Here is a 21,534-nt window from a genome sequence, read left to right on the forward strand (position 1 = left end):
TCGCTTAAAATCTTCACTATGCTTCATCATCTCGTCGGTCTCCTGTTGCGAGCATAAAACGCTCAGGTGACCGGCACAAATCCGTTACAAGTCCAATCGTCACCGAGGTAGAGCGCCGCCGTCGGTATTCGGATGAGGAGCGCGCAGCGGTTCTGCTGATGTGCGACGAGCCCAAGGCCACGATCGTGGGCGTGGCCAAGCGCCTGGCGATGTCTCCGGGGCAGATCCATGGCTGACGGCGGATGCGCCGGGAGGCGGAGAAGCGCACCTGTCAATGAGCAGGAGAAAAATACGCCCTCAATTTTAGTTTACATTTTCCCTTGACAGTTTGAATTTCTGATGGCGAGTGCGCGCTCGGTTTACAGGGATATTCCTTATAAATCAAAAACAATGCTTAATTAGCGGGTCCTAGGTTCGAGCCCTAGTGCGTCCACCACCCTTTCCCGACAGAACACTTTTCATTTGCCGCGATGGTCGATAGTGGCCGCGCCATGGCCTATATGCCCTTTTCTTCCATCAAACGCCTGCCCGGCCTCGAACTGCTGCGTTTTGTCGCGGCATGTTGCGTGCTGCTGCTGCATGTGCGGGCGGTGTTTGGCGGGCAAAGGGTGTTTGGGCTGGGCTATCTGGGCGTCGATTTCTTTCTGATGCTCTCCGGCTTTTTGATGGCGCGGGTTCAGGAACCGCGTCTGGCCAATGGCACATCGCCCTGGCGGTTCCTGAAAAGGCGGTTGTGGCGGCTGTGGCCGATGATGGCGCTGGGCGGGTTGATCGGCATGCCGCGCCTGTGGTTGCGTTCGGCGGATTTGCCCAATTTCCTGCTGGCGGCGGTGCCCAATATGGCGCTGTTGCCGGTGTGGTGGTGGACCTTTGTCTTTCCGCTGAACATTCCGGCATGGACGATCACGTGCGAATTGGCCTGCAACGCCGCCCATGTGCTGGGCCTGTGGCGTTTGCGGCGATGGGGCTTGATCGGGCTGACGGTGACGCTGCTCATCGCGGATGGCTGGATGTCATGGCATTTTCATGGGCTAGATATCGGGGCCAAGACCACCAACTTCTTTTGGGGCGCCCTGCGTTGTCTGGCGGCCTATGCGCTGGGCATCGCCCTGTCGCGCTGGTGGGGTGACGAACCAGCGGTGCCGGTGCCATGGTGGCTGGCCGTGCCGCTGATGCCTGCACTCTTGCCGCTGGTCTGGTGGACAAAGACGCAGGGGTGGCTGTTCGATATCGGCTTTGTCGTGCTCGCCTGCCCGCTGATGATAGCGGGGGCAATGCGGCTGGATCGGTTTCATCGCGCGGCGGGCTGGATAGGACAGATCGCCTTTCCGCTCTTTGCCCTGCAAATGCCGATCCTTCAGGGCATTCGACAGCTTGGCGGCAATTACTGGATCGGGTTGAGTGTGGCGGCGGTGGCGGGTGTGGCGCTGGGCTTGATCAGCGCGCCCATATCCGCGTGGCGGCAGAAACAGAAATGATGTGACGCCGATGTGATGTGACACTTGAAAACACATTGCCGTGTGTTTACCTGTGCCGCATGACACAGAACATCATCGATCGCGTTCGCCGCCTCGTCAACGAAGGAGGCATGACCCGCGCCGGATTGGCCCGTGCCGCCGGTCTTCATGCCAACACCCTTCGCGATGTCAACGAAGCGGAATGGAACCCCACAGCCGAAACGCTGGGCAAGCTTGAGCGTTTCCTGGACGAAAGCGACGAGACCCCGGTGCTGGTCAGCATCGAGGAAATCATCGAGGAAGCCCGCAATGGGCGCATGTATATCCTTGTCGATGACGAAGACCGCGAAAACGAAGGCGATCTGATTATCCCGGCCCAGATGGCCACGCCTGCCGCCATCAATTTCATGGTCACCCATGGGCGCGGCCTTGTCTGCCTTGCCCTTTCGCATGAACGCGTGGACCAGCTTGGTCTGGAGCCGATGAGCCGCCGCAACGGCACCCCGCTGGGCACCGCCTTTACCGTGTCGATCGAGGCCAAGGAAGGCATCACCACCGGCATCTCCGCCGCCGACCGCGCCCGCACCGTTTCGGTGGCCATCGACGGCAGCAAGGGTTCGGCCGATATTGTCAGCCCCGGTCATGTCTTCCCGCTGCGCGCGCGCGCCGGGGGTGTGCTGGTGCGTGCGGGCCATACCGAAGCGGCGGTCGATATTTCCCGTCTGGCCGGCCTCAACCCCTCGGGCGTGATCTGCGAGATCATGCGCGAGGATGGTACGATGGCCCGCCTTGAGGATCTGATCGGCTTTGCCCGCCAGCATGGCATGAAGATCGGCACGATCCGCGATCTGATCGCCTATCGCCGCAAGAATGACCGCATGGTCAGCCTGAAATCGGAAACCACCTTCAAGAGCCGCTATGGCGGCGAGTGGCAGGCGCGGGCCTATTTCAACAAGGCAACAGGCGATGAAAGTCTGGTGCTGCTTAAAGGCCGCATCGACCCGGCCAAGCCGACGCTGGTGCGTATGCACGGCACATCGGTCTTTGCCGACCTGTTGTGGGAAGACAGCCCGCGTGCCGGGATGTTGCATCGTTCAATGGAAATCATCGGTCAGGAAGGCGCGGGCGTGATCGTCTTTGTCAACCGCCCCCATCCCGAGGTGTCCAAGGCGTTTGAATGGCGCCGTCAGGCTTTGGCGGGCAACACCAAGCATCTTGAAGAGCTGCGTGACTATGGCGTTGGCGCTCAGGTTCTGGCAGAGCTTGGCGTTCACGAACTGGTGCTTCTGACCAACACGCATCACACCCTTGTCGCGCTGGAAGGTTATGGGCTGACCATCACCGAAGAACGCCGGATCGATTGAATTAAGGACGCATTTTCATGGCCAAGTTTCTGATTGTCGAAGCCCGCTTTTATGACCACCTCAACGACATGCTGGTCGAAGGCGCGCGGGCAGCGTTGAAGGCGGCGGGGCACAAGGTCGACGTGCTGACCGTGCCGGGCGCGCTGGAGATTCCGGGCGCCATCTCGCTGGCCGAAGCATCGGGCGAGTACGAAGGCTATGTGGCCATCGGCGTGGTGATCCGGGGTGAAACCTATCACTTTGAAATCGTGGCGGGCGAAAGCGCGCGCGGGATCATGGCGCTGACCATGGATGGCATTGCCATCGGCAATGGCATCCTGACGGTCGAAAACGAAGCGCAGGCCATTGTCCGCGCCGACCCCAAGCAGAAGGACAAGGGCGGCGAAGCGGCCAAGGCGGCCCTCGCGCTGCTGGCGCTCAAGGAAAAGTTTGGCGCGTAAAACCCGCAGGACAATGCAAGGGAAAGGGCGCGGTGGTCATACCATCCGCGCCCTTTCTTTTTACCAGACCTTCACGCGCTTGGCCGGGGGCAGATAGAGCTTGTCGCCCGGTTTTACATTGAACGCCTTGTACCAGTCATCGACGTTGCGGACCGTCAGCGCGCGATACTGCCCCGGCGCATGGCCATCGGTGGCAATCTGGGCGCGGGCGGCGGCTTCGCGCGCCTTGGTCGCCCAACTTTGCGCAAAGGCGAGGAAGAAGCGCTGATCGCCGGTCATACCATTGATCACCGGCGCAGGCTTGCCTTTCAACGAGGCGTGATAGGCGTCCAAAGCCGCCGCCAACCCCGCCACATCGGCAATATTTTCACCCAGCGTCAATTCACCCTGCACATGCAAGCCCGGATAGGGTTCATAGGCGCTGAACTGATCGGCCAATGCCTTGCCCGCCTGTTTGAAACGCGCCATGTCCGCAGGCGTCCACCAGTCGCGCAACCGGCCCGAAGCATCGAAGGCCGCGCCATTGTTGTCAAAGCTATGGCTGATTTCATGCCCGATCACCGCGCCGATCGCGCCATAGTTGAAGGCCGCATCCGCCGCCGGATCATAGAACGGCTTTTGCAGGATCGCGGCGGGGAAATTCAGCGCGTTCTGCACCGGCAGATTGACGGCATTGACCAGTTGCGCATTCATCCACCATTCGCCCCGGTCCATCGGCTTGCCGATCTTGGCCAGTTGCTGGCGATAGTCATTGAGACCAGCAGCCTTCGCATTGGCGTAGGCGTCAGTGCCCAGCTTCAGCGCCGAATAATCCTTCCAATGGTCAGGATAGCCCACGCCCACGACAATGCCGCGAACCTTGGCGATGGCTTCCTTTTTCGTCGCGGGCGCCATCCAGTCGAGTTTGCCGATGCGGACGGCGAAGGCGTCCTTGATGCCCGACACCATGGCCTGAATACGCGCCTTGTCGCTGGCGGGGAAATATTTCTCGACATAGAGCTTGCCCAAAGCATCGCCCAGCGCACCATTCAGGGCGGCAATGGCGCGACGCTCCCGGCTGCGCTGAACCTTTACGCCCTGAAGCACGGCGCCATAGAAGGCGAAACGATCATCATCGATCTTTGTCGGCAGGACCGAGGCATATTGGTTGACCTGATGAAAGGCCAGCCAATCCTTCCACACATCCAGCGGTTCGGAGGCGACCAGCGCGGCAATGCGCGGGATCGACTGATCGTGGAAAGCGGCAAATTGATTCTGATGCGGCAGGCCTGCAGCGGTGAAGAAGGTATCCCAATCAATACCGGGGGCCTTTTTGGCAAAGTCGGCGCGGGTCCATTCGGCATTGGCGTGCTGGAAGTCCTCGCTCTGTTCGCGGCTTTCATGGGCCTGCGCGATCTTGGATTCCAGATCGAAGATCCGCCCTGCACGCGCCTCGGCGTCGGCAGGCGTAGCGGCCAGACCGGCATCGGTCAGGATGGTGGCGATATAGGCGCGATATTTGGCGCGAATGTCCGCCATCTTGGCATCCGAGGAAAGGTAATATTCCCGTTCCGGCAGGCCAAGACCGCCCTGAAGCACATAAGGCATCACCGCCGTGCCATTGAGCGATTGGGTGATGAACAGACCAAACAGGTTCTCGGTCTGGAAATCGGTGGCGTTCAGAGGGTCAACATCGGCCCGAATCTGCTCACCCAAAACGCGCGAAAGATCGCCCTTGTTCGCAACCGCAGCAAAGCGTGACAGGTCGCCCTGAACCGGCGCCATGCCCGCGGCATTGATGGCATCGGTGTTCAAATAGGCGCGGTAATAATCATGGATCAAAGCGGCCGTGCTGCCCGGTTGCGGATGGCCCGCCACGACGTCGGCGACCAGTGCAGTGATTCGCTTTTCGGTCGATTGATCGGCAATATAGAAGCCGCCGACCGATGCCCGGTCCGCCGGGATCTCTGTTTCGCGGGCCCAAGCGCCATTTGCAAAGGTATAAAAGTCGTCTCCGGGCCGGACAGATCGATCCATTCCGGAGGTATTTATCCCCGCTGAGGCCAATTTGGGCGCACCGGCCGCCTGCCCCGCCAACGGCAACAACAGCGCCAACGGGCAAAGACCAAGCGCCAGCGAGCGGCGGTAATTTCCAATCTTTGGCATTATCCCATCCTTACAATACAATAGCGCCACAACTTTTTCCGGGCATCGGCCTCTACGCCCAACGCCTGGGGCAGGGTAAACAAATGACACCCGTGTCAGCAAGGCCGCCATGGCGATCGGGATAGGCCAATCAGCGGCTTTGAATAGTCCAAATTTGGGGAATCTGCACAAGACACTAAGGCATCCTTGCATCTACATAAGTGCATACCCGTAATTCACCGTTTTCCAGTTTCAAGCAAACAGACACTATCGGCACAAGATTTTCGCCTTCAAAGCCCAATTCAACGCCGATGAACCTATATCTGGAATGACCAAAAACAGGGATCATATGGAACGTTTGAACGAACCCCTTTCGCTGATGCAATGTCTTCGCAGCGCGCTTGATCGGCTCGATGACATTAATGCCTTTACTGCGGCTGCACATCTTGATGCATGCCTTCATGCCTTGAGCGATTATTTCATTTCCGAGGGAAATCTCTCGAAAGACGACTGATTATGTATTGTCCCTAATATTCCCCACTCCCCCCCTTGGTCTAAACTACGCAGACACCAGTAGCTATTTCTGCTGCTACCACATGGGGGACATTGCGAGGGATGAACTGGACCGACAGAAATCCTGCCGCTCTGGCTAGTGCGGCAAACCAGATCTGGAAAGACGCAGAGGGGCCTGCGCCCATCAACCAGCGCTTGCGGACCTTGGCTCAATCGCTGCTCAACGCGGCGGTCGAATTGGAAAAAGCGCCACCGGCTATTCCGATGGAGGATGGAGGTTCTCCGGCGCTTTTGCAAAGAACCAAATCGGACCCGGCCGAGCAGGCACAGCAGCTCTATCGCGAACGTCGACGCCGGATCGAGGCCTTCGGCGATGACACGCTGTTTGGCGAACCGGCGTGGGACATCCTGCTCGACCTGTTCGTGGCCGGTGAACGCGGCAAACGCGTCGCCGTGACCAGCGCCTGCATCGGGTCCGGCGTGCCCAGCACGACGGCGCTGCGTTGGCTCAATGTGCTGGAACTTCGCGGCATGGTGGAGCGTGAGGACGACAATCACGATGCGCGTCGCTCCTTCGTCCGCCTGACCGCCAAGGCGCGGGCGATGATGCTCGACTATTTCGCCAATCTCTGAACACCCAAAAACAAAGGGCGGGGAGCATGATGCTCCCCGCCCCCGGTCCAACCTCGTTGGATATGATCGTCAGAACTTCAGACGACCAAAGGCGCTCTTGCCGGCATAGAGCGCGGCAACGCCAAGCTGTTCTTCGATACGGATCAGCTGGTTGTACTTGGCCAACCGATCCGAACGGGCCAGCGAGCCGGTCTTGATCTGACCGCAATTGGTGGCAACGGCGAGGTCGGCAATCGTGCTGTCCTCGGTTTCACCCGAACGGTGGCTCATCACGGCGGTGTAGCCGGCGCGCTGGGCCATCGAGACGGCTTCGAGCGTTTCGGTCAGCGTGCCGATCTGGTTAACCTTGACCAGCAGCGAGTTGGCCAGTCCCTGATCGATGCCCATCGACAGGCGCTTCGGGTTGGTCACGAACAGGTCGTCACCCACCAACTGCACCTTGTCGCCCACCAGCTTGGTGAGAGCGGCCCAGCCTTCGAAATCATCTTCGCTCATGCCGTCTTCGATCGAGATGATCGGATAGTCGGCGGTCAGCTTGGCCAGATATTCAGCGAATTCGACCGGCGAGAGCGACAGGCCTTCGCCCGAAATCTCATACTTGCCGTTCTTGAAGAATTCGGTCGAGGCGCAGTCGAGCGCGAGCAGGATGTCGCTGCCCAGCTTGAAGCCGGCCTTTTCGATCGAGGTCGACACGAAATCGAGCGCAGCGCGCGTGCTGGCAATGTTGGGGGCAAAACCGCCTTCGTCACCAACGGCCGTGGCCAGACCCTTTTCGTGCAGGCCCTTTTTCAGCGTGTGGAAAATTTCCGCACCCCAACGCACCGCCTCGGCAATCGAGTCAGCGCCCACGGGCATGATCATGAATTCCTGGAAATCGATCGGGTTGTCGGCATGTTCGCCGCCGTTGATGATGTTCATCATCGGCACGGGCAGGACATGGGCCGAAACGCCGCCAACATAGGAATAAAGCGGCAGGCCACGCGCGTCCGCCGCGGCCTTGGCCGTGGCCAGCGAAACGCCCAGAATGGCGTTGGCGCCGATGCGGCCCTTGTTGGGCGTGCCGTCCAGTTCGATCATGGCAAGGTCGATGTCGCGCTGGTCTTCGGCATCAAGACCGATCAGAGCTTCCTGAATCTCGGTGTTCACCGCTTCAACAGCCTTGGTGACGCCCTTGCCCAGATAGCGGCTCTTGTCGCCGTCACGCAGTTCAACCGCCTCATGCGCGCCGGTGCTGGCGCCCGAAGGCACAGCGGCGCGGCCAAAGCTGCCGTCTTCAAGCAGCACATCGACTTCGACCGTGGGATTGCCACGGCTGTCCAGAATTTCGCGAGCGTGGATGTCGATAATCGCGGTCATGGCGTGTTCATCTCCTCTCGGACAGTTTTCAAGTGCCCTCAGGCCAAATCCCTTAGCAGCGGAACCTTGGCAGGCAAGGCGCATTGCAGCATGATAAGAGAGTGGCGAAAAAATCGATGCGAATTCATCACGCGATTCTTTTGCCCCAGCCCATGAAAGGATGATTAGCCATGGCCGATGAAACCAACGTTATTGTTGCCGACGCCGCGCAAACGGCCGTCGCCAATGCCGTCGAGGCGGCAGATGGCGTGAAGGCGAAGTTCAGCAAGGCGATTGACGAGGCCCGCACCAGCGCCATCGCGCTGGGCAAGGATCTTCAGGAAAAGGCCGCGCCCTATACCGAAAAGCTTTCGAGCGGCGAATTGCTGGCCGAAGCCAAGGCAATTGGCGAACAGGCCAAGGAACGCGCGCTGGGTCTTGCCGCCGATGGCAAGGTGAAGGCGAGCGATGCCATCACCTCGCTGGGCAAGGTGGTTGCCGACAATGCCGGACTTGTAGACGACAAGCTGGGCGAAAAGTTTGGCGATTATGCCCGCAGCGCTGCCCGCGCCCTTCAGGAAACCGGCGCCAAGCTGGAATCGAAGGATCTTGAGGAATTGGGCAAGGAAGCGACCGAGTTCGTGAAAAAGAACCCTGTGATCGCCGCTGGCGCGCTGATCGCGGTGGGATTTGCGTTGACCAAGCTTTTGGGCAGCAGCAAAAGCGATGAAGTAGCAGAATAAGCCGCAAGGCGATCGGTTTTAAGGCGCCGGGGGTTTGGGCCTCCGGCGCCTTTTGCCGCAATGATAGGGGGCCTGATGCCCAAGCATCGGCAAGATCTGAACGAAGCGGAAGAGCCCAGTCTGGAGCAGGATTTCTATGGCCTGTTCACATCGACCCGCGCCGCGTTTGACAGCGAAATCGCCTATCAAAAGGCCCGTGCGGCTCTGGCGGCAAAGCTGGTCATGCGGATTGCGGGCCTTGTGGCTTTGGCGCTGGCTCTGTTGTTTTTTGTGTTGATGGCGCTGATTGTGGGGGGATTGCTGGGCCTTGCGGCATGGCTGGGCCCTTGGGCCGCCACGGGCATCATGGTCGCTTTGCTGTTGATCATCACGATATGGAGCGCCCTTCGCGCCAAACGTGCCGTGGGCAAATTTGCCGCCCTTTTTTCACCCTCGGAGCCTGATGCATGAGCGCGGCTGAGGAAAAGCTGGCGCAATTGCGCGCGGCCCGTGATGCGGCGCGTGCGGAATTCCTCGAACATAGCGGGCGCATCCGCGATCTGGCCAAGCCGGGCGAATTGAGCCGCCGGATCACCCGTGATGTTCAGGTACAAGGCCGCAAAGCCCTGTCACAGGCCATGGAGATCGCCGCCGATGAACGGGGCGTTCTGGCCGGAACCTTGACCGCATTGATGCTCTGGATGGCTCGCAAACAGGTTTTTGCCAAGGCCGTCGAATTGGCCCCCAAGGCAAAACCCGCATGGGCCAAGATGCAGGATCTGGTCAAAGGCAGTCTGGGAAAAGCCAAGACCCGCCTGCGCGGCAAGAGCGGACAGGTATAAAACTTGCGCTAAATGCAATCAGAATATGCTTGATTTCAACCTTGGTGGTGCTTGCTGATCGGCTTGGCGCAATGCTATGGCAAAGGCTCAATCCTCCAATTTCTGGAAGCAAGCCATCATGTCCCAACTTCTCCACCTCGTCATCGGCGGTCGTGTGCGCGATCCGCAGGGCCTCGATTTCGTGGATCTCAACGCGCTCGATTATGTTGGCGTGTTTCCTGACTACGCTTCGGCCGTGGATGCATGGCGCAGCGCCGCACAGCGCAGCGTCGACGATGCCGAGATGAAGTATGTGGTCGTCCATCTGCACAAGCTGCTGGAACCCGGCCACGAGCATTGATCGCGTGCCGGGTACCGCCCGGCGCCATCATGCCTTCGGCATGCGCGATACATACAGAAAAGGCCCCACCGACCGGCGGGGCCTTTTTCATGTGCCATCAGGCCGTAGCCTGACCGCGCCGATCAGATGAATTCGATCTTTTCGACGACATAGAAACGCTCACCCGCCGGCACGCGCACTTCGATCTCGTCTTCGACCTTCTTGCCGATCAACGCACGGCCCAGCGGCGAAACATAGCTGATCCGGCCCAGTTTGGCGTCCGCCTCATACGGGCCGACGATCTGATAGCGCACCGGCTTGTCATCATCGTCCAGCAACGTCACCGTCGCGCCAAAGATGATCTTGTCACCCGACAATGTGGTCGGGTCGATGATCTGGGCGCGGCTGATCTTGTCTTCAAGATCGGCGATTGTGGCTTCAACCTGCCCCTGGCGTTCCTTGGCCGCGTGATATTCCGCGTTTTCGGAAAGGTCGCCATGCGCGCGCGCTTCCTCAATCGCATCAACGATCTTGGGACGTTCTTCCCGCAGCGCCTTCAGCTCGGACGTCAGCTTTTCATAGCCAATCGCCAGCATCGGCAACTTTTCAACACTTGCCATCCGTGAAACTTCCTTCATGCCCCTCCCCTCCGCCGGGACAGTCGGAGGCACCGCCCCGTATTTTAAAGAAAATACGCAGGTGATGCCTTCCAACTTTTGCGGAAAGGACGTGGTCGGTCAGCTATAATAGGCTTGCAACGGGCACACTTCAAGACTGGCCGAGCGCATCGCACCAATCGCTTCCACAGCCGCGACGCTGCCCGCGGCGGTGGTGAAGTAGGGAACCTTGTTGCCAAGGGCTGCCTGACGGATGCTCTGCGAATCCTTCAGGCTCTGCCAGCCCTCGGTGGTGTTGAACACCAAAGCCACGCCGCCATCGATAATGCGATCAACGATATGCGGGCGACCTTCGGCCACCTTGTTGATCAATTCAACCGGCACACCGGCCTGCGCCAGATACTTCTGCGTGCCGCCCGTGGCGACCAGCGTAAAGCCCAGTTCGACCAGCTTGCGCGCGGCAGGCAGGACGACCGGCTTGTCGGTATCCTTGACCGAGATGAACACCAGCCCTTCCTGCGGCAGCTTGACGCCCGCGCCCAACTGGCTCTTGGCAAAGGCCGTGGCGAAATCCTTGTCGAGGCCCATGACCTCGCCGGTGGACTTCATTTCGGGGGAAAGCACAGGGTCAACGCCGGGGAAACGGGCAAACGGGAACACCGCTTCCTTGACCGCCATATAGGGCAGATCGCGGCGGAACGGCGGGAACGTGTCCAGCTTTTCACCCGCCATCACGCGGGCGGCAATCTTGGCCACCGGCTGACCGATGGCTTTGGCCACAAAAGGCACCGTGCGCGAGGCGCGCGGGTTGACCTCGATGAGGTAAACTTCGCCATCCTTGACCGCGAACTGGATGTTCATCAACCCCTTGACGCCCAGCGCCAGCGCCAGAGCTTCGGCCTGACGCTCCATCTCGGCGATGATGTCGGCCGAAAGGCTGTAGGGCGGCAGAGTGCAAGCGCTGTCGCCCGAGTGGATACCGGCCTCTTCGATATGCTGCATCACGCCCGCCACGACGACCTTTTCGCCATCGCACAGCGCATCAACGTCGCATTCGATCGCATCGCGCAGATACTGATCGATCAGCACCGGCGAATCGCCCGACACCTGAACTGCGGTGGCGATATAGTCATCCAACTGGGCCACGCTGTCGACGATTTCCATGGCGCGACCGCCCAGAACGTAGCTGGGACGCATCAGCACCGGATAACCGATACGGTTGGCAACGGCCACAGCTTCGTCACGGCTCCGAGCGATGCCGTTGGCGGGCTGCTTCAGACCAAGCTGTTCAACCAGAGCGGCGAAACGCTCGCGATCTTCGGCAAGGTCGATGGCATCCGGGCTGGTGCCCAGAATGGGGATACCGGCATCTTCCAGCGCCTGCGCCAGCTTCAGCGGGGTCTGCCCGCCAAACTGCACAATCACGCCGACCAGTTCGCCCTTCGACTGTTCCACCGTCAGGATTTCCAGCACGTCTTCGGCCGTCAGCGGCTCGAAATACAGCCGGTCCGAAGTGTCATAGTCGGTCGACACCGTTTCCGGGTTGCAGTTGACCATGATGGTTTCATAGCCCACCTCTTCCAGCGCGAAGCAGGCATGGCAGCAGCAATAGTCGAACTCGATGCCCTGACCGATACGGTTCGGACCGCCGCCAAGGATCACGATTTTCTTGCGGTCGCTGGGATCGGCTTCGTTCTCTGCCTCGCCAAACATCGGCGCTTCATAGGTCGAGTACATGTAGGGCGTGATCGCCTCGAACTCGGCCGCGCAGCTGTCAATGCGCTTAAACACCGGACGCACGCCCAGACGGTGACGCAGAGCGCGCACTTCGGCCTCGCTCGTCGCGCCGACCATGGCTTCGACCACGTCATGCAACAGGCCGGAACGCGCCATGTTGGGGCTGCCCGCCAGCGAGGCGGACTTGACCGCCAGCTTGGCCAAACGCTTGTCCGAGAAGCCCATCGCCTTCAGACGGCGCAGACCTTCGGCATCATTGGGCAGGCCGTTGGCTTCCACCTCGGCCTCGGCCGCGATGATTTCCTCGATATGGGCCAGGAACCACGGATCGTAATGCGTGATCCGGTTGATGTCGGCGGCGGTGAAGCCCTCGCGGAAGGCCTGCGCCACCACCAGCAGGCGGTCGGGCGTGGCGCGCGAGAGGGCGGCGGTGATCTCGTCACGGCTTGCGCCCACCAGTTCATCGACGCGATTGAAACCGTCGAGGCCCGTTTCCAGCCCACGCAGCGCCTTCTGCATCGATTCCTTGATGTTGCGGCCAATGGCCATCACCTCGCCCACCGACTTCATCGCGGTGGAGAGCAGCGGCTCGGAACCCTTGAACTTTTCAAAGGCAAAGCGCGGGATCTTGGTGACGACATAGTCGATCGACGGTTCGAACGAGGCGGGCGTGGCACCCGTGATCTCGTTGGTCAGCTCGTCCAGCGTATAGCCCACGGCCAGCTTGGCTGCGACGCGCGCGATGGGGAAGCCGGTGGCCTTCGATGCCAGCGCCGAGGAACGCGACACGCGCGGGTTCATTTCGATCACGATCAGACGGCCATCCTTGGGGTTGACCGCAAACTGAACGTTCGAACCGCCCGTTTCCACGCCGATCTCGCGCAGCACGTTCAAGGACGCGGTACGCATGATCTGATATTCTTTGTCCGTCAGCGTCAGCGCGGGCGCGACCGTGATCGAGTCGCCCGTATGCACGCCCATCGGGTCGATATTTTCGATCGAGCAGATGATGATCGAGTTGTCGTTCTTGTCACGAACGACCTCCATCTCATACTCCTTCCAGCCGAGGAGCGATTCTTCGATCAGCACTTCGGTGGTGGGGCTGGCTTCCAGACCGCTCTTCACGATCTTTTCGAACTCGGCCTTGTTATAAGCAATGCCGCCGCCCGTGCCGCCCAGCGTAAAGGAGGGACGGATGATCGAAGGCAGGCCGGTGCGTTCCAGCACGGCAAAGGCTTCCTCGACCGTATGGGCGACGCCCGAACGGGCCGATTCCAAACCGATCTTGTCCATCGCTTCGCGGAAACGCTGGCGATCTTCGGCCTTATCGATGGCGTCGGCGTCGGCGCCGATCATCTGGACGCCGTACTTTTCCAGCGTACCGTCCTCAAACAGCGCCAGCGCGGTGTTCAAAGCGGTCTGGCCACCCATCGTGGGCAGCACCGCATCGGGGCGCTCCTTCTCGATGATCTTGGCGACCATGGCCGGGGTGATCGGCTCAATATAGGTCGCGTCGGCCATTTCCGGGTCGGTCATGATCGTCGCCGGGTTCGAGTTGACCAGAATGACCCGGTAACCCTCTTCCTTCAGCGCCTTGATGGCCTGCGTGCCGGAATAGTCAAACTCGCAAGCCTGACCGATGATGATGGGCCCCGCGCCAATGACGAGGATCGAGGAGATGTCTGTCCGCTTAGGCATCAGGCGAGGCTCTCAATGAATTTCGTGAAAAGATAAAGGCTGTCCATCGGCCCCGGCGAGGCTTCGGGGTGATACTGCACCGAGAAGGCTTTCTTGCCGGTGATCTCGATACCGCAATTCGAACCGTCGAACAGCGACTTGTGGGTTTCGACCACGCCGGCGGGCAGCGTTACCGCGTCCACCGCAAAGCCGTGGTTCATCGACGTAATTTCCACCACGCCTTCGGCCGTGCGCTTGACCGGATGGTTCGCGCCGCGATGGCCCTGATGCATCTTGATCGTGCGCGCACCGGCGGCCAGCGCCAGCATCTGGTGACCAAGGCAGATGCCGAAGATCGGGATGTTGCGTTCCAGCAGCGCCTGAATGACCGGCACGGCATAGGCGCCGGTGGCCGCCGGGTCGCCGGGGCCGTTCGACAGGAACACGCCATCGGGGTTCAAACCAAGGATAACCTCCAGCGGAGTTTCCGCCGGAACCACCGTCACCGAGGCGCCAGCGGCCACAAGGTTGCGGAAAATATTGTCCTTGGCGCCGAAATCCATCGCCACAACATGCGGGCGCGGATCGTGGGGCGAACGACCATAGCCCTTGCCCAGATGCCAGACAGAACCTTCCCAGCTTTCCTGTTCCTTGCGCGACACGATCTTGGCCAGATCCATGCCTTCAAGGCCCGGCCACTGCTGCGCCTTGGCCAGCAGCGCGGGAAGGTCGAATTCGCCCGCTTCGTTATAGGCGATGACCGCATTGGGCGCGCCCGACAGGCGAATGCGGCGCGTCAGGGCGCGCGTGTCGAGACCGGCGATGCCGATCTTGCCCTTGGCCTTCATCCATGCGTCAAAGCGGCCTTCGGAACGGAAGTTCGAAGGATCGGTCACATCTTCGCGCACGATGCAGCCAACGGCGCCATCAACGGCGGCTTCATTGTCTTCATGGTTCACGCCGACATTGCCGATGTGGGGGAACGTGAAAGTCACGATCTGGCCCGCATAGCTGGGGTCGGTCATGATTTCCTGATAGCCGGTGATCGAAGTGTTGAAGCACACTTCACCAACTGCGCTGCCCTGGGCGCCGAAGCCTCGGCCCCAGGCGACATAACCATCAGCCAGAACCAGAACGGCAGTGGCGCCAGCTGGGGCGCCAGCTGATTTAGGCGCAAGCGAAGGGGCGGGGTCTGCCATGGGGGCGCTCCGTGAGAAGGTTATAACAATGGGTGCTAAGGCCCGCCCGCTAGACCCCATCCCCTTATCCGTCAACCTATCAAAACCGGAAAAATCCCGCTAGGGTTATGCGCCAAGCCGCGAAATGCGCAAAACTCCACGGGAAAGTCTTAGAAAAATGATCCGCGATTCGATCAAGGCCGCGCAGGTGGCCGCCATGAAATCGGGCGACAAGGCCCGCCTTGCCGCCGTGCGCCTGATTCTGGCCAAGCTGAAGGACAAGGATATCGAACTGCGCACGGCGTCGAACGTCCCCGACGATGACACGATCGTGACCGATGTGCTGCAAAAGATGGTGAAGCAGCGCCGCGAATCGATCACCATGTATGAACAGGGCGGCCGCCCCGAACTGGCCGAAATCGAAGCCGCCGAAGTGGCCGTGATCGAGGAATTCCTGCCCGCGCAGATGGGCGAGGATGAGGTGAAGGCAGCCATTGAAGCCATCAAGGCCGAAGTCGGCGCCGCCGGCCCCAAGGACATGGGCAAGGTAATCGCCGCGCTGAAAGCCAAGCATGGCACCCAGATCGACATGGGCAAGGCCAGCGCGCTGGTAAAGGCCGCGCTCGCTTAATGTCACTCTCGCCCCAGTTCCTTGATGAATTGCGCAGCCGGATCACGCTGTCGGCCATCATCGGCCGCACCGAGCGCGTGACCAAGGCGGGGCGTGAGTTCAAGGCCTGTTGCCCGTTCCACCATGAAAAGACGCCCAGCTTCACCATCAATGATGAAAAGGGCTTCTATCACTGCTTTGGCTGCGGGGCGCATGGCGATGTCATCCGGTGGATGACTGACCAGCGCGGCCTTTCCTTTATGGATGCGGTCAAACAATTGGCCGAGGAGGCGGGGATGGAAGTCCCTGCCCCCGACCCGCGCGCGGCGCAAAGGGCGGAAAAGGCCAAGAGCCTGCACGATGTGATGGGCGCGGCGCAGGCGTTTTTCGTCGACCAACTGGCCAGCAATGAAGGCGCGCAGGCGCGGTCCTATCTGGCTTCTCGCGGGTTTTCACAGGGCGTGTGCCGCGAATTCGGTTTTGGCTATGCCCCGGAAGGTCGTCAGGCATTGAAAGGCGCTCTCGGCCAGTTTCCGGAGGCCATGCTGATCGAGGGCGGCCTGCGCATCGTGGTCGAGGACGCCCAAGGCCAGAAAAAGGAGCCGTATGACCGGTTCCGTGGGCGATTGATGTTGCCCATCCATGACCCGCGCGGGCGGGTGATCGCGTTCGGTGGGCGCATTCTGGCGACGCACAAGACCGATGCGCCCAAATATCTCAATTCCCCCGACACGCCTTTGTTCGACAAGGGGCGCACGCTTTACAACCACCACCGCGCCTCGCCCGCCTCGCGCCAATCGGGGCGGATCATCGTGGTTGAAGGCTATATGGACGTGATCGCGCTGGCCGCGGCGGGTTTCCATGATGCTGTCGCGCCGCTGGGCACGGCCCTGACCGAAACACAGATCGAGATGATCTGGCGCATGGTGCCGATGCCGATCCTGTGTTTCGATGGCGACGCGGCGGGCCAGAGGGCCGCGATGCGCGCCGTCACCCGCGCCCTGCCCCTGCTGCGCCCCGGCCATTCCTTGCGCATCGTGCGTATGCCAGCAGGGCAAGATCCCGACGATCTGATCAAGGCGCGCGGCCCGGCGGCCATGGAGGAAGTGCTGAGCGGCGCGCAAAGCCTGCTCGATACTTTGTGGCAGGTTGAACTGGATGCCGCCCCCGCCACCAGCCCGGAGGAAAAGGCCGGGCTGAAAGCGCGCCTGATGGCCCATGTCGACACAATTGCCGACAATGACATCAAAGCGCTCTATCGCCGCGATCTGCTGGAACGTTTTTCCGCCTTCGCCTTTCCCCGGCGCGAGGACAGCCGTCCGCCATGGCAACCGCGCCAACCTTTTCAGCGGCAACAACGCGGCGGGCGGTTCGGGCGGGATATGCCCCCGCCCCTGCCCCATCAGGAAACCACGCAAAGGCTTCAGCGCCCCGCCAACCCGTTCCGCGCCGCCACGATCGAGGCGGTTCTGGTCGGCCTGATCCGCATGCCGGAAGAGATTGCGCGCCATTCCAGCCTGTTGGCCCGTTTGGCGCATGAGGATGCGCGGTGCGACGCTTTGCTTGATGCGCTTGATGATGGCGCCCCCCTTGAAAGCGCGGCCATCGCCACCATCTTGGGCGAGAAAGGCTTTACCCCTCCAGACACGACACCGCGCCCCGGCATGGGATTTGCCTTCCTTTGCGAATCGGGGGAAGGCGCAAAAACCCAATTGGCTGACGTGCTTTGCGTGTTGGCGGAAAAGCCTTTGGTGGAGGCCGCATTGGCCCAAACCCGCGAAAGTGGGGATGTGACCGAAGAAAGTTGGGCGGAACAACAAAGATTGTTGGCCCGTTTGCGTGATTTGGAAAAAAGAGAACTGGATTTGAAAGCGCGACTCGGCCAAATGGCGGTTGCACAGGATAATGCTGCGGCGGCATCGCCCGATGCCGCGCACCTCTAGATGGCGTATAGGATGGACGAAGAGATTTCTGGCGCGGACATGTCTGATGGCGGCAAGGGGGAAGGCGGCGACGCCCCTCTGATCGACCTCAATGAAGCCTCGATCAAGAAGCTGATTGCCCGCGCCAAGCGCCGTGGCATCATCACCTATGACGAGTTGAACGAGGCGCTGCCTCAGGACCAGTTCTCGAACGATCAGATCGAGGACATCATGGCCGCCATCAGCGAGATGGGCGTCAACATCGTGGAAAGCGATGAAGATGCCGCCGAGCCTGATGACAATCCGGCCGATGATGTCGAAGATTCCGATTCGATGCTGGCCGACCGGCCCGCGGTTGAAAAGAAGAAAGAAACCATCGAGCGTACCGACGACCCGGTGCGCATGTATCTGCGCGAAATGGGTGCGGTCGAACTGCTGAGCCGCGAGGGCGAAATCGCCATCGCCAAGCGGATCGAGGCCGGTCGCGACACGATGATTCTGGGCCTGTGCGAAAGCCCGATCACGTTCCACGCCATCATCCAGTGGTCCGAAGCGCTCAACAATGGCGAAATGCAGCTGCGCGAGATCCTCGATCTTGACGCGATGCTGAGCAAAGAGCCGCAGCCGGAAAACCTGTCCGAAGACGGCGAAGAAGCCGATGGCGAAATTTCCGAAGCCACCGCTGGCCCTTCCTTCAAGGAGGAAGAAGACATCGAGGAGGAGGAATCCGCCGACGAAGAGGATGAGGACGGCATCGAGCGCCGCGCCAAGCGCCCTGTCGAGGAAGAGGAAGAGGACAACACTCTTTCGCTGGCCCAGATGGAAGCGCAGCTCAAGCCCGAAGCGCTGGAGAAGTTCGCCCGCATCACCGAGCTGTTCTACAGCTTTGAAAAGGCGCAGGCTGAACGCCTCGACTTCATGGCGGTGGGCAATGACTATCCCGCCGACAAGGAACGCGCCTATCAGCAGTTGCGCGAAGACCTGACGGCGGAAGTCGAAAGCGTACAGTTCCACGGCCAGAAGATCGAATATCTGGTCGACAACCTCTACGCCTTCAACCGCCGCCTGACCGCGCTGGGCGGCCAAATGCTGCGTCTGGCCGAGCGCCACAAGGTGAGCCGCAAGGACTTCCTTGAAGCCTATGTCGGCCGCGAACTGGACGATAACTGGCTGGCCAGTGTTCAGGGCAAGGACAAGAAGTGGGCGGCCTTTGCCATCAACGAAGGCGATGCTGTCGAACGCATCCGCGCCGAAGTGTCGGACATTGCCAGCAACACCGGCATGGCCCTGCCCGAATTCCGCCGCATCGTGAACATGGTGCAGAAGGGTGAGCGCGAAGCGCGTATCGCCAAGAAGGAAATGGTGGAAGCCAACCTTCGCCTCGTGATCTCGATTGCCAAGAAGTATACGAACCGTGGCCTGCAATTCCTCGATCTTATTCAGGAAGGCAATATCGGCCTGATGAAGGCCGTCGACAAGTTCGAGTATCGTCGCGGTTACAAGTTCAGCACCTATGCAACGTGGTGGATCCGCCAGGCCATCACGCGTTCGATCGCCGATCAGGCGCGCACCATCCGTATTCCGGTGCATATGATCGAAACGATCAACAAGCTGGTCCGCACCAGCCGTCAGTTCCTGCACGAGCAGGGCCGCGAGCCGACGCCCGAGGAAATGGCCGAGCGTCTCTCGATGCCGCTCGAAAAGGTGCGCAAGGTGATGAAGATCGCCAAGGAGCCGATCTCTCTTGAAACGCCGATCGGCGACGAGGAAGACAGCCACTTGGGCGATTTCATCGAGGACAAGAACGCGATCATCCCCGTGGATGCCGCGATCCAGTCGAACCTCAAGGAAACCGTCACCCGCGTGCTGGCGTCCTTGACGCCGCGTGAGGAGCGCGTGTTGCGCATGCGTTTCGGCATCGGCATGAACACTGACCACACGTTGGAAGAAGTGGGCCAGCAGTTCAGCGTGACGCGTGAACGTATCCGTCAAATCGAGGCCAAGGCGCTGCGCAAGCTTAAGCACCCCAGCCGGTCACGCAAGATGCGGTCATTCCTCGACCAATAATTGCGGAAATCTTGATGCAAACGGGCGCGATTCTATTGGGAATCGCGCCCGTTTTCGTAAAAGCTTGATGCAATCCATCATCCGGAATGCCGGATTGATGCAAACCGGCCACCGATGTCGCGAAACTGCCACTTTCCGCCGGTTTTGGGGGTGGCCATGGCGCGCTTTGACGCCTAAGGAGCCGCCAAGACGACTCTTTGGGGAATGAGCCAAACCCATGAAAATCGCTATCGCATCCGATCACGCCGCCGTCGGCCTCAAGGCCGAACTTGCCCAGTTCCTGCGCGATGAAGGGCATGAGGTCAGCGACCTTGGCCCCGAAACCGAAGATCGGGTCGATTACCCAGACTATGGCTACAAGCTGGCCGAAGCGGTCGCTTCGGGCGCTGCGGAATATGGCGTCGCCCTGTGCGGCAGCGGCATTGGCATTTCGATCGCCGTCAATCGCCACCCGGCGCTGCGCTGCGCGCTGGTGGGCGAACCGCTCTCGGCGGCACTGGCCCGCGAGCATAACAATGCCAATGCCATCGCCATGGGCGCCCGCCTGACCGGCATCGACATGGCCAAGGCCTGCCTCACCGCATTTTTGAGCACCCAATTCGGTGGTGGCCGTCATACCGGCCGCGTCGAAAAGCTCTCCAACCCCTCCGTTTGATCCCCAAAAGGACGAGATCCATGACCGATATTCGCCCCGCCGACTTCTTCACTGGCACGCTGTCCGATCGCGATCCCGCCATCGCCGGCTGGATCAACAAGGAACTGGGCCGTCAGCAGGACAAGATCGAGCTGATCGCGTCGGAAAACATCTGCTCGACCGCCGTGCTTGAGGCCGCTGGCTCGATCCTGACCAACAAGTATGCCGAAGGCTATCCGGGCCGTCGCTATTATGGCGGCTGCGAATATGTGGATGAGATCGAACAGATCGCCATCGACCGCGCCAAGGAACTGTTCGGCGCCGCTTTCGCCAATGTTCAGCCCAATTCGGGCAGCCAGATGAACCAGGCGGTGTTCCTTGCCCTGCTTCAGCCCGGCGACACGTTCATGGGTCTGGACCTGAACTCGGGCGGGCACCTGACGCATGGTTCGCCGGTGAACATGAGCGGCAAGTGGTTCAACGTCGTGCCTTATGGCGTGCGCGAAGACAACCAGCTCATCGACATGGACGAGGTTGCCCGCATCGCCCGCGAGTGCAAGCCCAAGCTGATCGTTTGCGGCGGCACGGCCTATTCGCGCGAATGGGATTGGGCCGGTTTCCGCGCGATTGCGGACGAAGTGGGCGCCTATCTGCTGGCCGACATGAGCCACATTTCGGGTCTGGTCGCGGGCGGCGCGCATCCCTCGCCGGTGCCTTTCGCGCATGTGACCACGACCACGACGCACAAGTCGCTGCGCGGTCCGCGTTCGGGCATCATCCTGTCGAACGACGAAGCGATTGCCAAGAAGCTGAACAGCGCGATCTTCCCCGGCCTTCAGGGCGGCCCGCTGATGCACATTATCGCGGCCAAGGCGGTGGCTTTTGGTGAAGCGCTCCAGCCCTCGTTCAAGGCCTATGCAGCGCAGGTCAAGGCAAACGCCAAGGCTCTGGCCGCCAGTCTTCAGGCCGAAGGTCTGGGCATCGTGTCGGGCGGCACCGACAACCACCTGATGCTGGTCGACCTGCGCCCCTATGGCGCCAAGGGCAAGCATGCGGAAAAGGCTTTGGACCGCGCCAGCATCACCTGCAACAAGAACTCGATCCCGTTTGACGATGAAAAGCCCCTGCTGACCAGCGGCATCCGTCTGGGCACGCCGGCCGGCACCACCCGCGGTTTCGGCGAGGCCGAATTCACCCAGATCGGCAAGTGGATCGCGCAAGTGGTTGACGGCCTTCGCAAGAATGGCCCCGAAGGCGATGCACAGGTCGAAGCCCGCGTGGCCGCCGAAGTCGCCGAAATGTGCGCCCGCTTCCCGATCTATCCCAAGCTGGGTTACTGATCC

The 21,534-nt window shown here is 60.6% G+C and carries 19 protein-coding genes; 14 read left to right on the plus strand and 5 right to left on the minus strand.

Features of this window, described 5'->3' with window-relative positions:
• Positions 1–470: 470 nt before the first annotated feature.
• From ACZ9HU_RS10595 to ribH, 3 genes are read left to right on the plus strand one after another with little or no spacing between them, the layout of a single operon-like run.
• The gene (locus ACZ9HU_RS10595; RefSeq protein WP_476104800.1) at positions 471–1,478 is read left to right on the plus strand and encodes an acyltransferase family protein; all 1,008 of its coding nucleotides are present in this window, start codon (positions 471–473) and stop codon (positions 1,476–1,478) included.
• 59 nt (positions 1,479–1,537) lie between these two features.
• Positions 1,538–2,821: a 3,4-dihydroxy-2-butanone-4-phosphate synthase gene (gene ribB, locus ACZ9HU_RS10600; protein ID WP_476104802.1), complete on the plus strand. Its 1,284-nt coding sequence runs from the start codon at positions 1,538–1,540 to the stop codon at positions 2,819–2,821.
• A gap of 17 nt (positions 2,822–2,838) precedes the next feature.
• Positions 2,839–3,261 (plus strand): 6,7-dimethyl-8-ribityllumazine synthase, encoded by a 423-nt coding sequence (gene ribH, locus ACZ9HU_RS10605; protein WP_273618739.1) that lies wholly within the window; start codon positions 2,839–2,841, stop codon positions 3,259–3,261.
• Positions 3,262–3,321: 60 nt separating this feature from the next.
• On the opposite strand, the gene ACZ9HU_RS10610 is transcribed toward ribH, so the two are convergent.
• Complete coding sequence (locus tag ACZ9HU_RS10610) at positions 3,322–5,406, minus strand: M13 family metallopeptidase (protein WP_476104803.1); 2,085 nt, start codon at positions 5,404–5,406, stop codon at positions 3,322–3,324.
• Positions 5,407–5,734: 328 nt separating this feature from the next.
• Here ACZ9HU_RS10610 and ACZ9HU_RS10615 point away from each other — a divergent pair, with 328 nt between their 5' ends.
• Positions 5,735–5,899, plus strand: coding sequence for a hypothetical protein (locus ACZ9HU_RS10615; RefSeq protein ID WP_476104804.1), 165 nt, complete (start codon positions 5,735–5,737; stop codon positions 5,897–5,899).
• Positions 5,900–6,000: 101 nt separating this feature from the next.
• Positions 6,001–6,531 (plus strand): MarR family transcriptional regulator, encoded by a 531-nt coding sequence (locus ACZ9HU_RS10620; RefSeq protein WP_476104805.1) that lies wholly within the window; start codon positions 6,001–6,003, stop codon positions 6,529–6,531.
• 69 nt (positions 6,532–6,600) lie between these two features.
• Here ACZ9HU_RS10620 and eno read toward each other — a convergent pair whose 3' ends face one another.
• The gene (eno, locus tag ACZ9HU_RS10625; protein ID WP_476104806.1) at positions 6,601–7,887 is read right to left on the minus strand and encodes a phosphopyruvate hydratase; all 1,287 of its coding nucleotides are present in this window, start codon (positions 7,885–7,887) and stop codon (positions 6,601–6,603) included.
• Between the two features lie 170 nt (positions 7,888–8,057).
• Between eno and ACZ9HU_RS10630 the strand changes: the two genes are divergently transcribed.
• The 4 genes from ACZ9HU_RS10630 to ACZ9HU_RS10645 all read left to right on the plus strand — a co-directional run bounded on the left by ACZ9HU_RS10630 (position 8,058) and on the right by ACZ9HU_RS10645 (position 9,770).
• Complete coding sequence (locus ACZ9HU_RS10630; protein WP_476104807.1) at positions 8,058–8,609, plus strand: hypothetical protein; 552 nt, start codon at positions 8,058–8,060, stop codon at positions 8,607–8,609.
• A gap of 75 nt (positions 8,610–8,684) precedes the next feature.
• The gene (locus ACZ9HU_RS10635; protein ID WP_476104808.1) at positions 8,685–9,059 is read left to right on the plus strand and encodes a phage holin family protein; all 375 of its coding nucleotides are present in this window, start codon (positions 8,685–8,687) and stop codon (positions 9,057–9,059) included.
• Positions 9,056–9,430 (plus strand): hypothetical protein, encoded by a 375-nt coding sequence (locus tag ACZ9HU_RS10640; RefSeq protein WP_476104809.1) that lies wholly within the window; start codon positions 9,056–9,058, stop codon positions 9,428–9,430. Before ACZ9HU_RS10635 ends, ACZ9HU_RS10640 begins: the two co-directional genes overlap by 4 nt.
• A 118-nt stretch (positions 9,431–9,548) precedes the next feature.
• Positions 9,549–9,770, plus strand: coding sequence for a DUF4170 domain-containing protein (locus ACZ9HU_RS10645; protein ID WP_476104810.1), 222 nt, complete (start codon positions 9,549–9,551; stop codon positions 9,768–9,770).
• Positions 9,771–9,892: 122 nt separating this feature from the next.
• Here the strand turns inward: ACZ9HU_RS10645 and greA are convergent, their stop codons facing one another.
• From greA to carA, 3 genes are all read right to left on the minus strand, one after another.
• Positions 9,893–10,369 (minus strand): transcription elongation factor GreA, encoded by a 477-nt coding sequence (gene greA / locus ACZ9HU_RS10650; protein ID WP_476104811.1) that lies wholly within the window; start codon positions 10,367–10,369, stop codon positions 9,893–9,895.
• Positions 10,370–10,486: 117 nt separating this feature from the next.
• On the minus strand, positions 10,487–13,801 hold the full coding sequence (carB, locus tag ACZ9HU_RS10655; protein WP_476104813.1) for a carbamoyl-phosphate synthase large subunit: 3,315 nt from the start codon (positions 13,799–13,801) through the stop codon (positions 10,487–10,489).
• Positions 13,801–14,979, minus strand: coding sequence for a glutamine-hydrolyzing carbamoyl-phosphate synthase small subunit (gene carA / locus ACZ9HU_RS10660; protein WP_476104814.1), 1,179 nt, complete (start codon positions 14,977–14,979; stop codon positions 13,801–13,803). Before carA ends, carB begins: the two co-directional genes overlap by 1 nt.
• Positions 14,980–15,136: 157 nt before the next feature.
• On the opposite strand from carA, the gene ACZ9HU_RS10665 reads away from it, so the two are divergent.
• From ACZ9HU_RS10665 to glyA, 5 genes are all read left to right on the plus strand, one after another.
• The gene (locus ACZ9HU_RS10665; protein ID WP_476104815.1) at positions 15,137–15,589 is read left to right on the plus strand and encodes a GatB/YqeY domain-containing protein; all 453 of its coding nucleotides are present in this window, start codon (positions 15,137–15,139) and stop codon (positions 15,587–15,589) included.
• Entirely contained in the window at positions 15,589–17,511 is a 1,923-nt protein-coding gene (gene dnaG, locus ACZ9HU_RS10670) for a DNA primase (RefSeq protein ID WP_476104817.1), read from the plus strand. The genes ACZ9HU_RS10665 and dnaG overlap by 1 nt, the downstream gene beginning before the upstream one ends.
• Before the next feature lie 12 nt (positions 17,512–17,523).
• Positions 17,524–19,557 carry an RNA polymerase sigma factor RpoD gene (gene rpoD / locus ACZ9HU_RS10675; RefSeq protein WP_476104818.1) on the plus strand — a complete coding sequence of 678 codons (2,034 nt, stop codon included), beginning with the start codon at positions 17,524–17,526 and terminating at the stop codon, positions 19,555–19,557.
• A 217-nt stretch (positions 19,558–19,774) separates the two neighbouring features.
• On the plus strand, positions 19,775–20,212 hold the full coding sequence (gene rpiB / locus ACZ9HU_RS10680) for a ribose 5-phosphate isomerase B (protein WP_476104819.1): 438 nt from the start codon (positions 19,775–19,777) through the stop codon (positions 20,210–20,212).
• A gap of 20 nt (positions 20,213–20,232) precedes the next feature.
• Positions 20,233–21,531 carry a serine hydroxymethyltransferase gene (gene glyA, locus ACZ9HU_RS10685; RefSeq protein ID WP_476104820.1) on the plus strand — a complete coding sequence of 433 codons (1,299 nt, stop codon included), beginning with the start codon at positions 20,233–20,235 and terminating at the stop codon, positions 21,529–21,531.
• Positions 21,532–21,534: the final 3 nt, after the last annotated feature.

This window comes from Novosphingobium sp. Sphag1I (assembly GCF_056279125.1).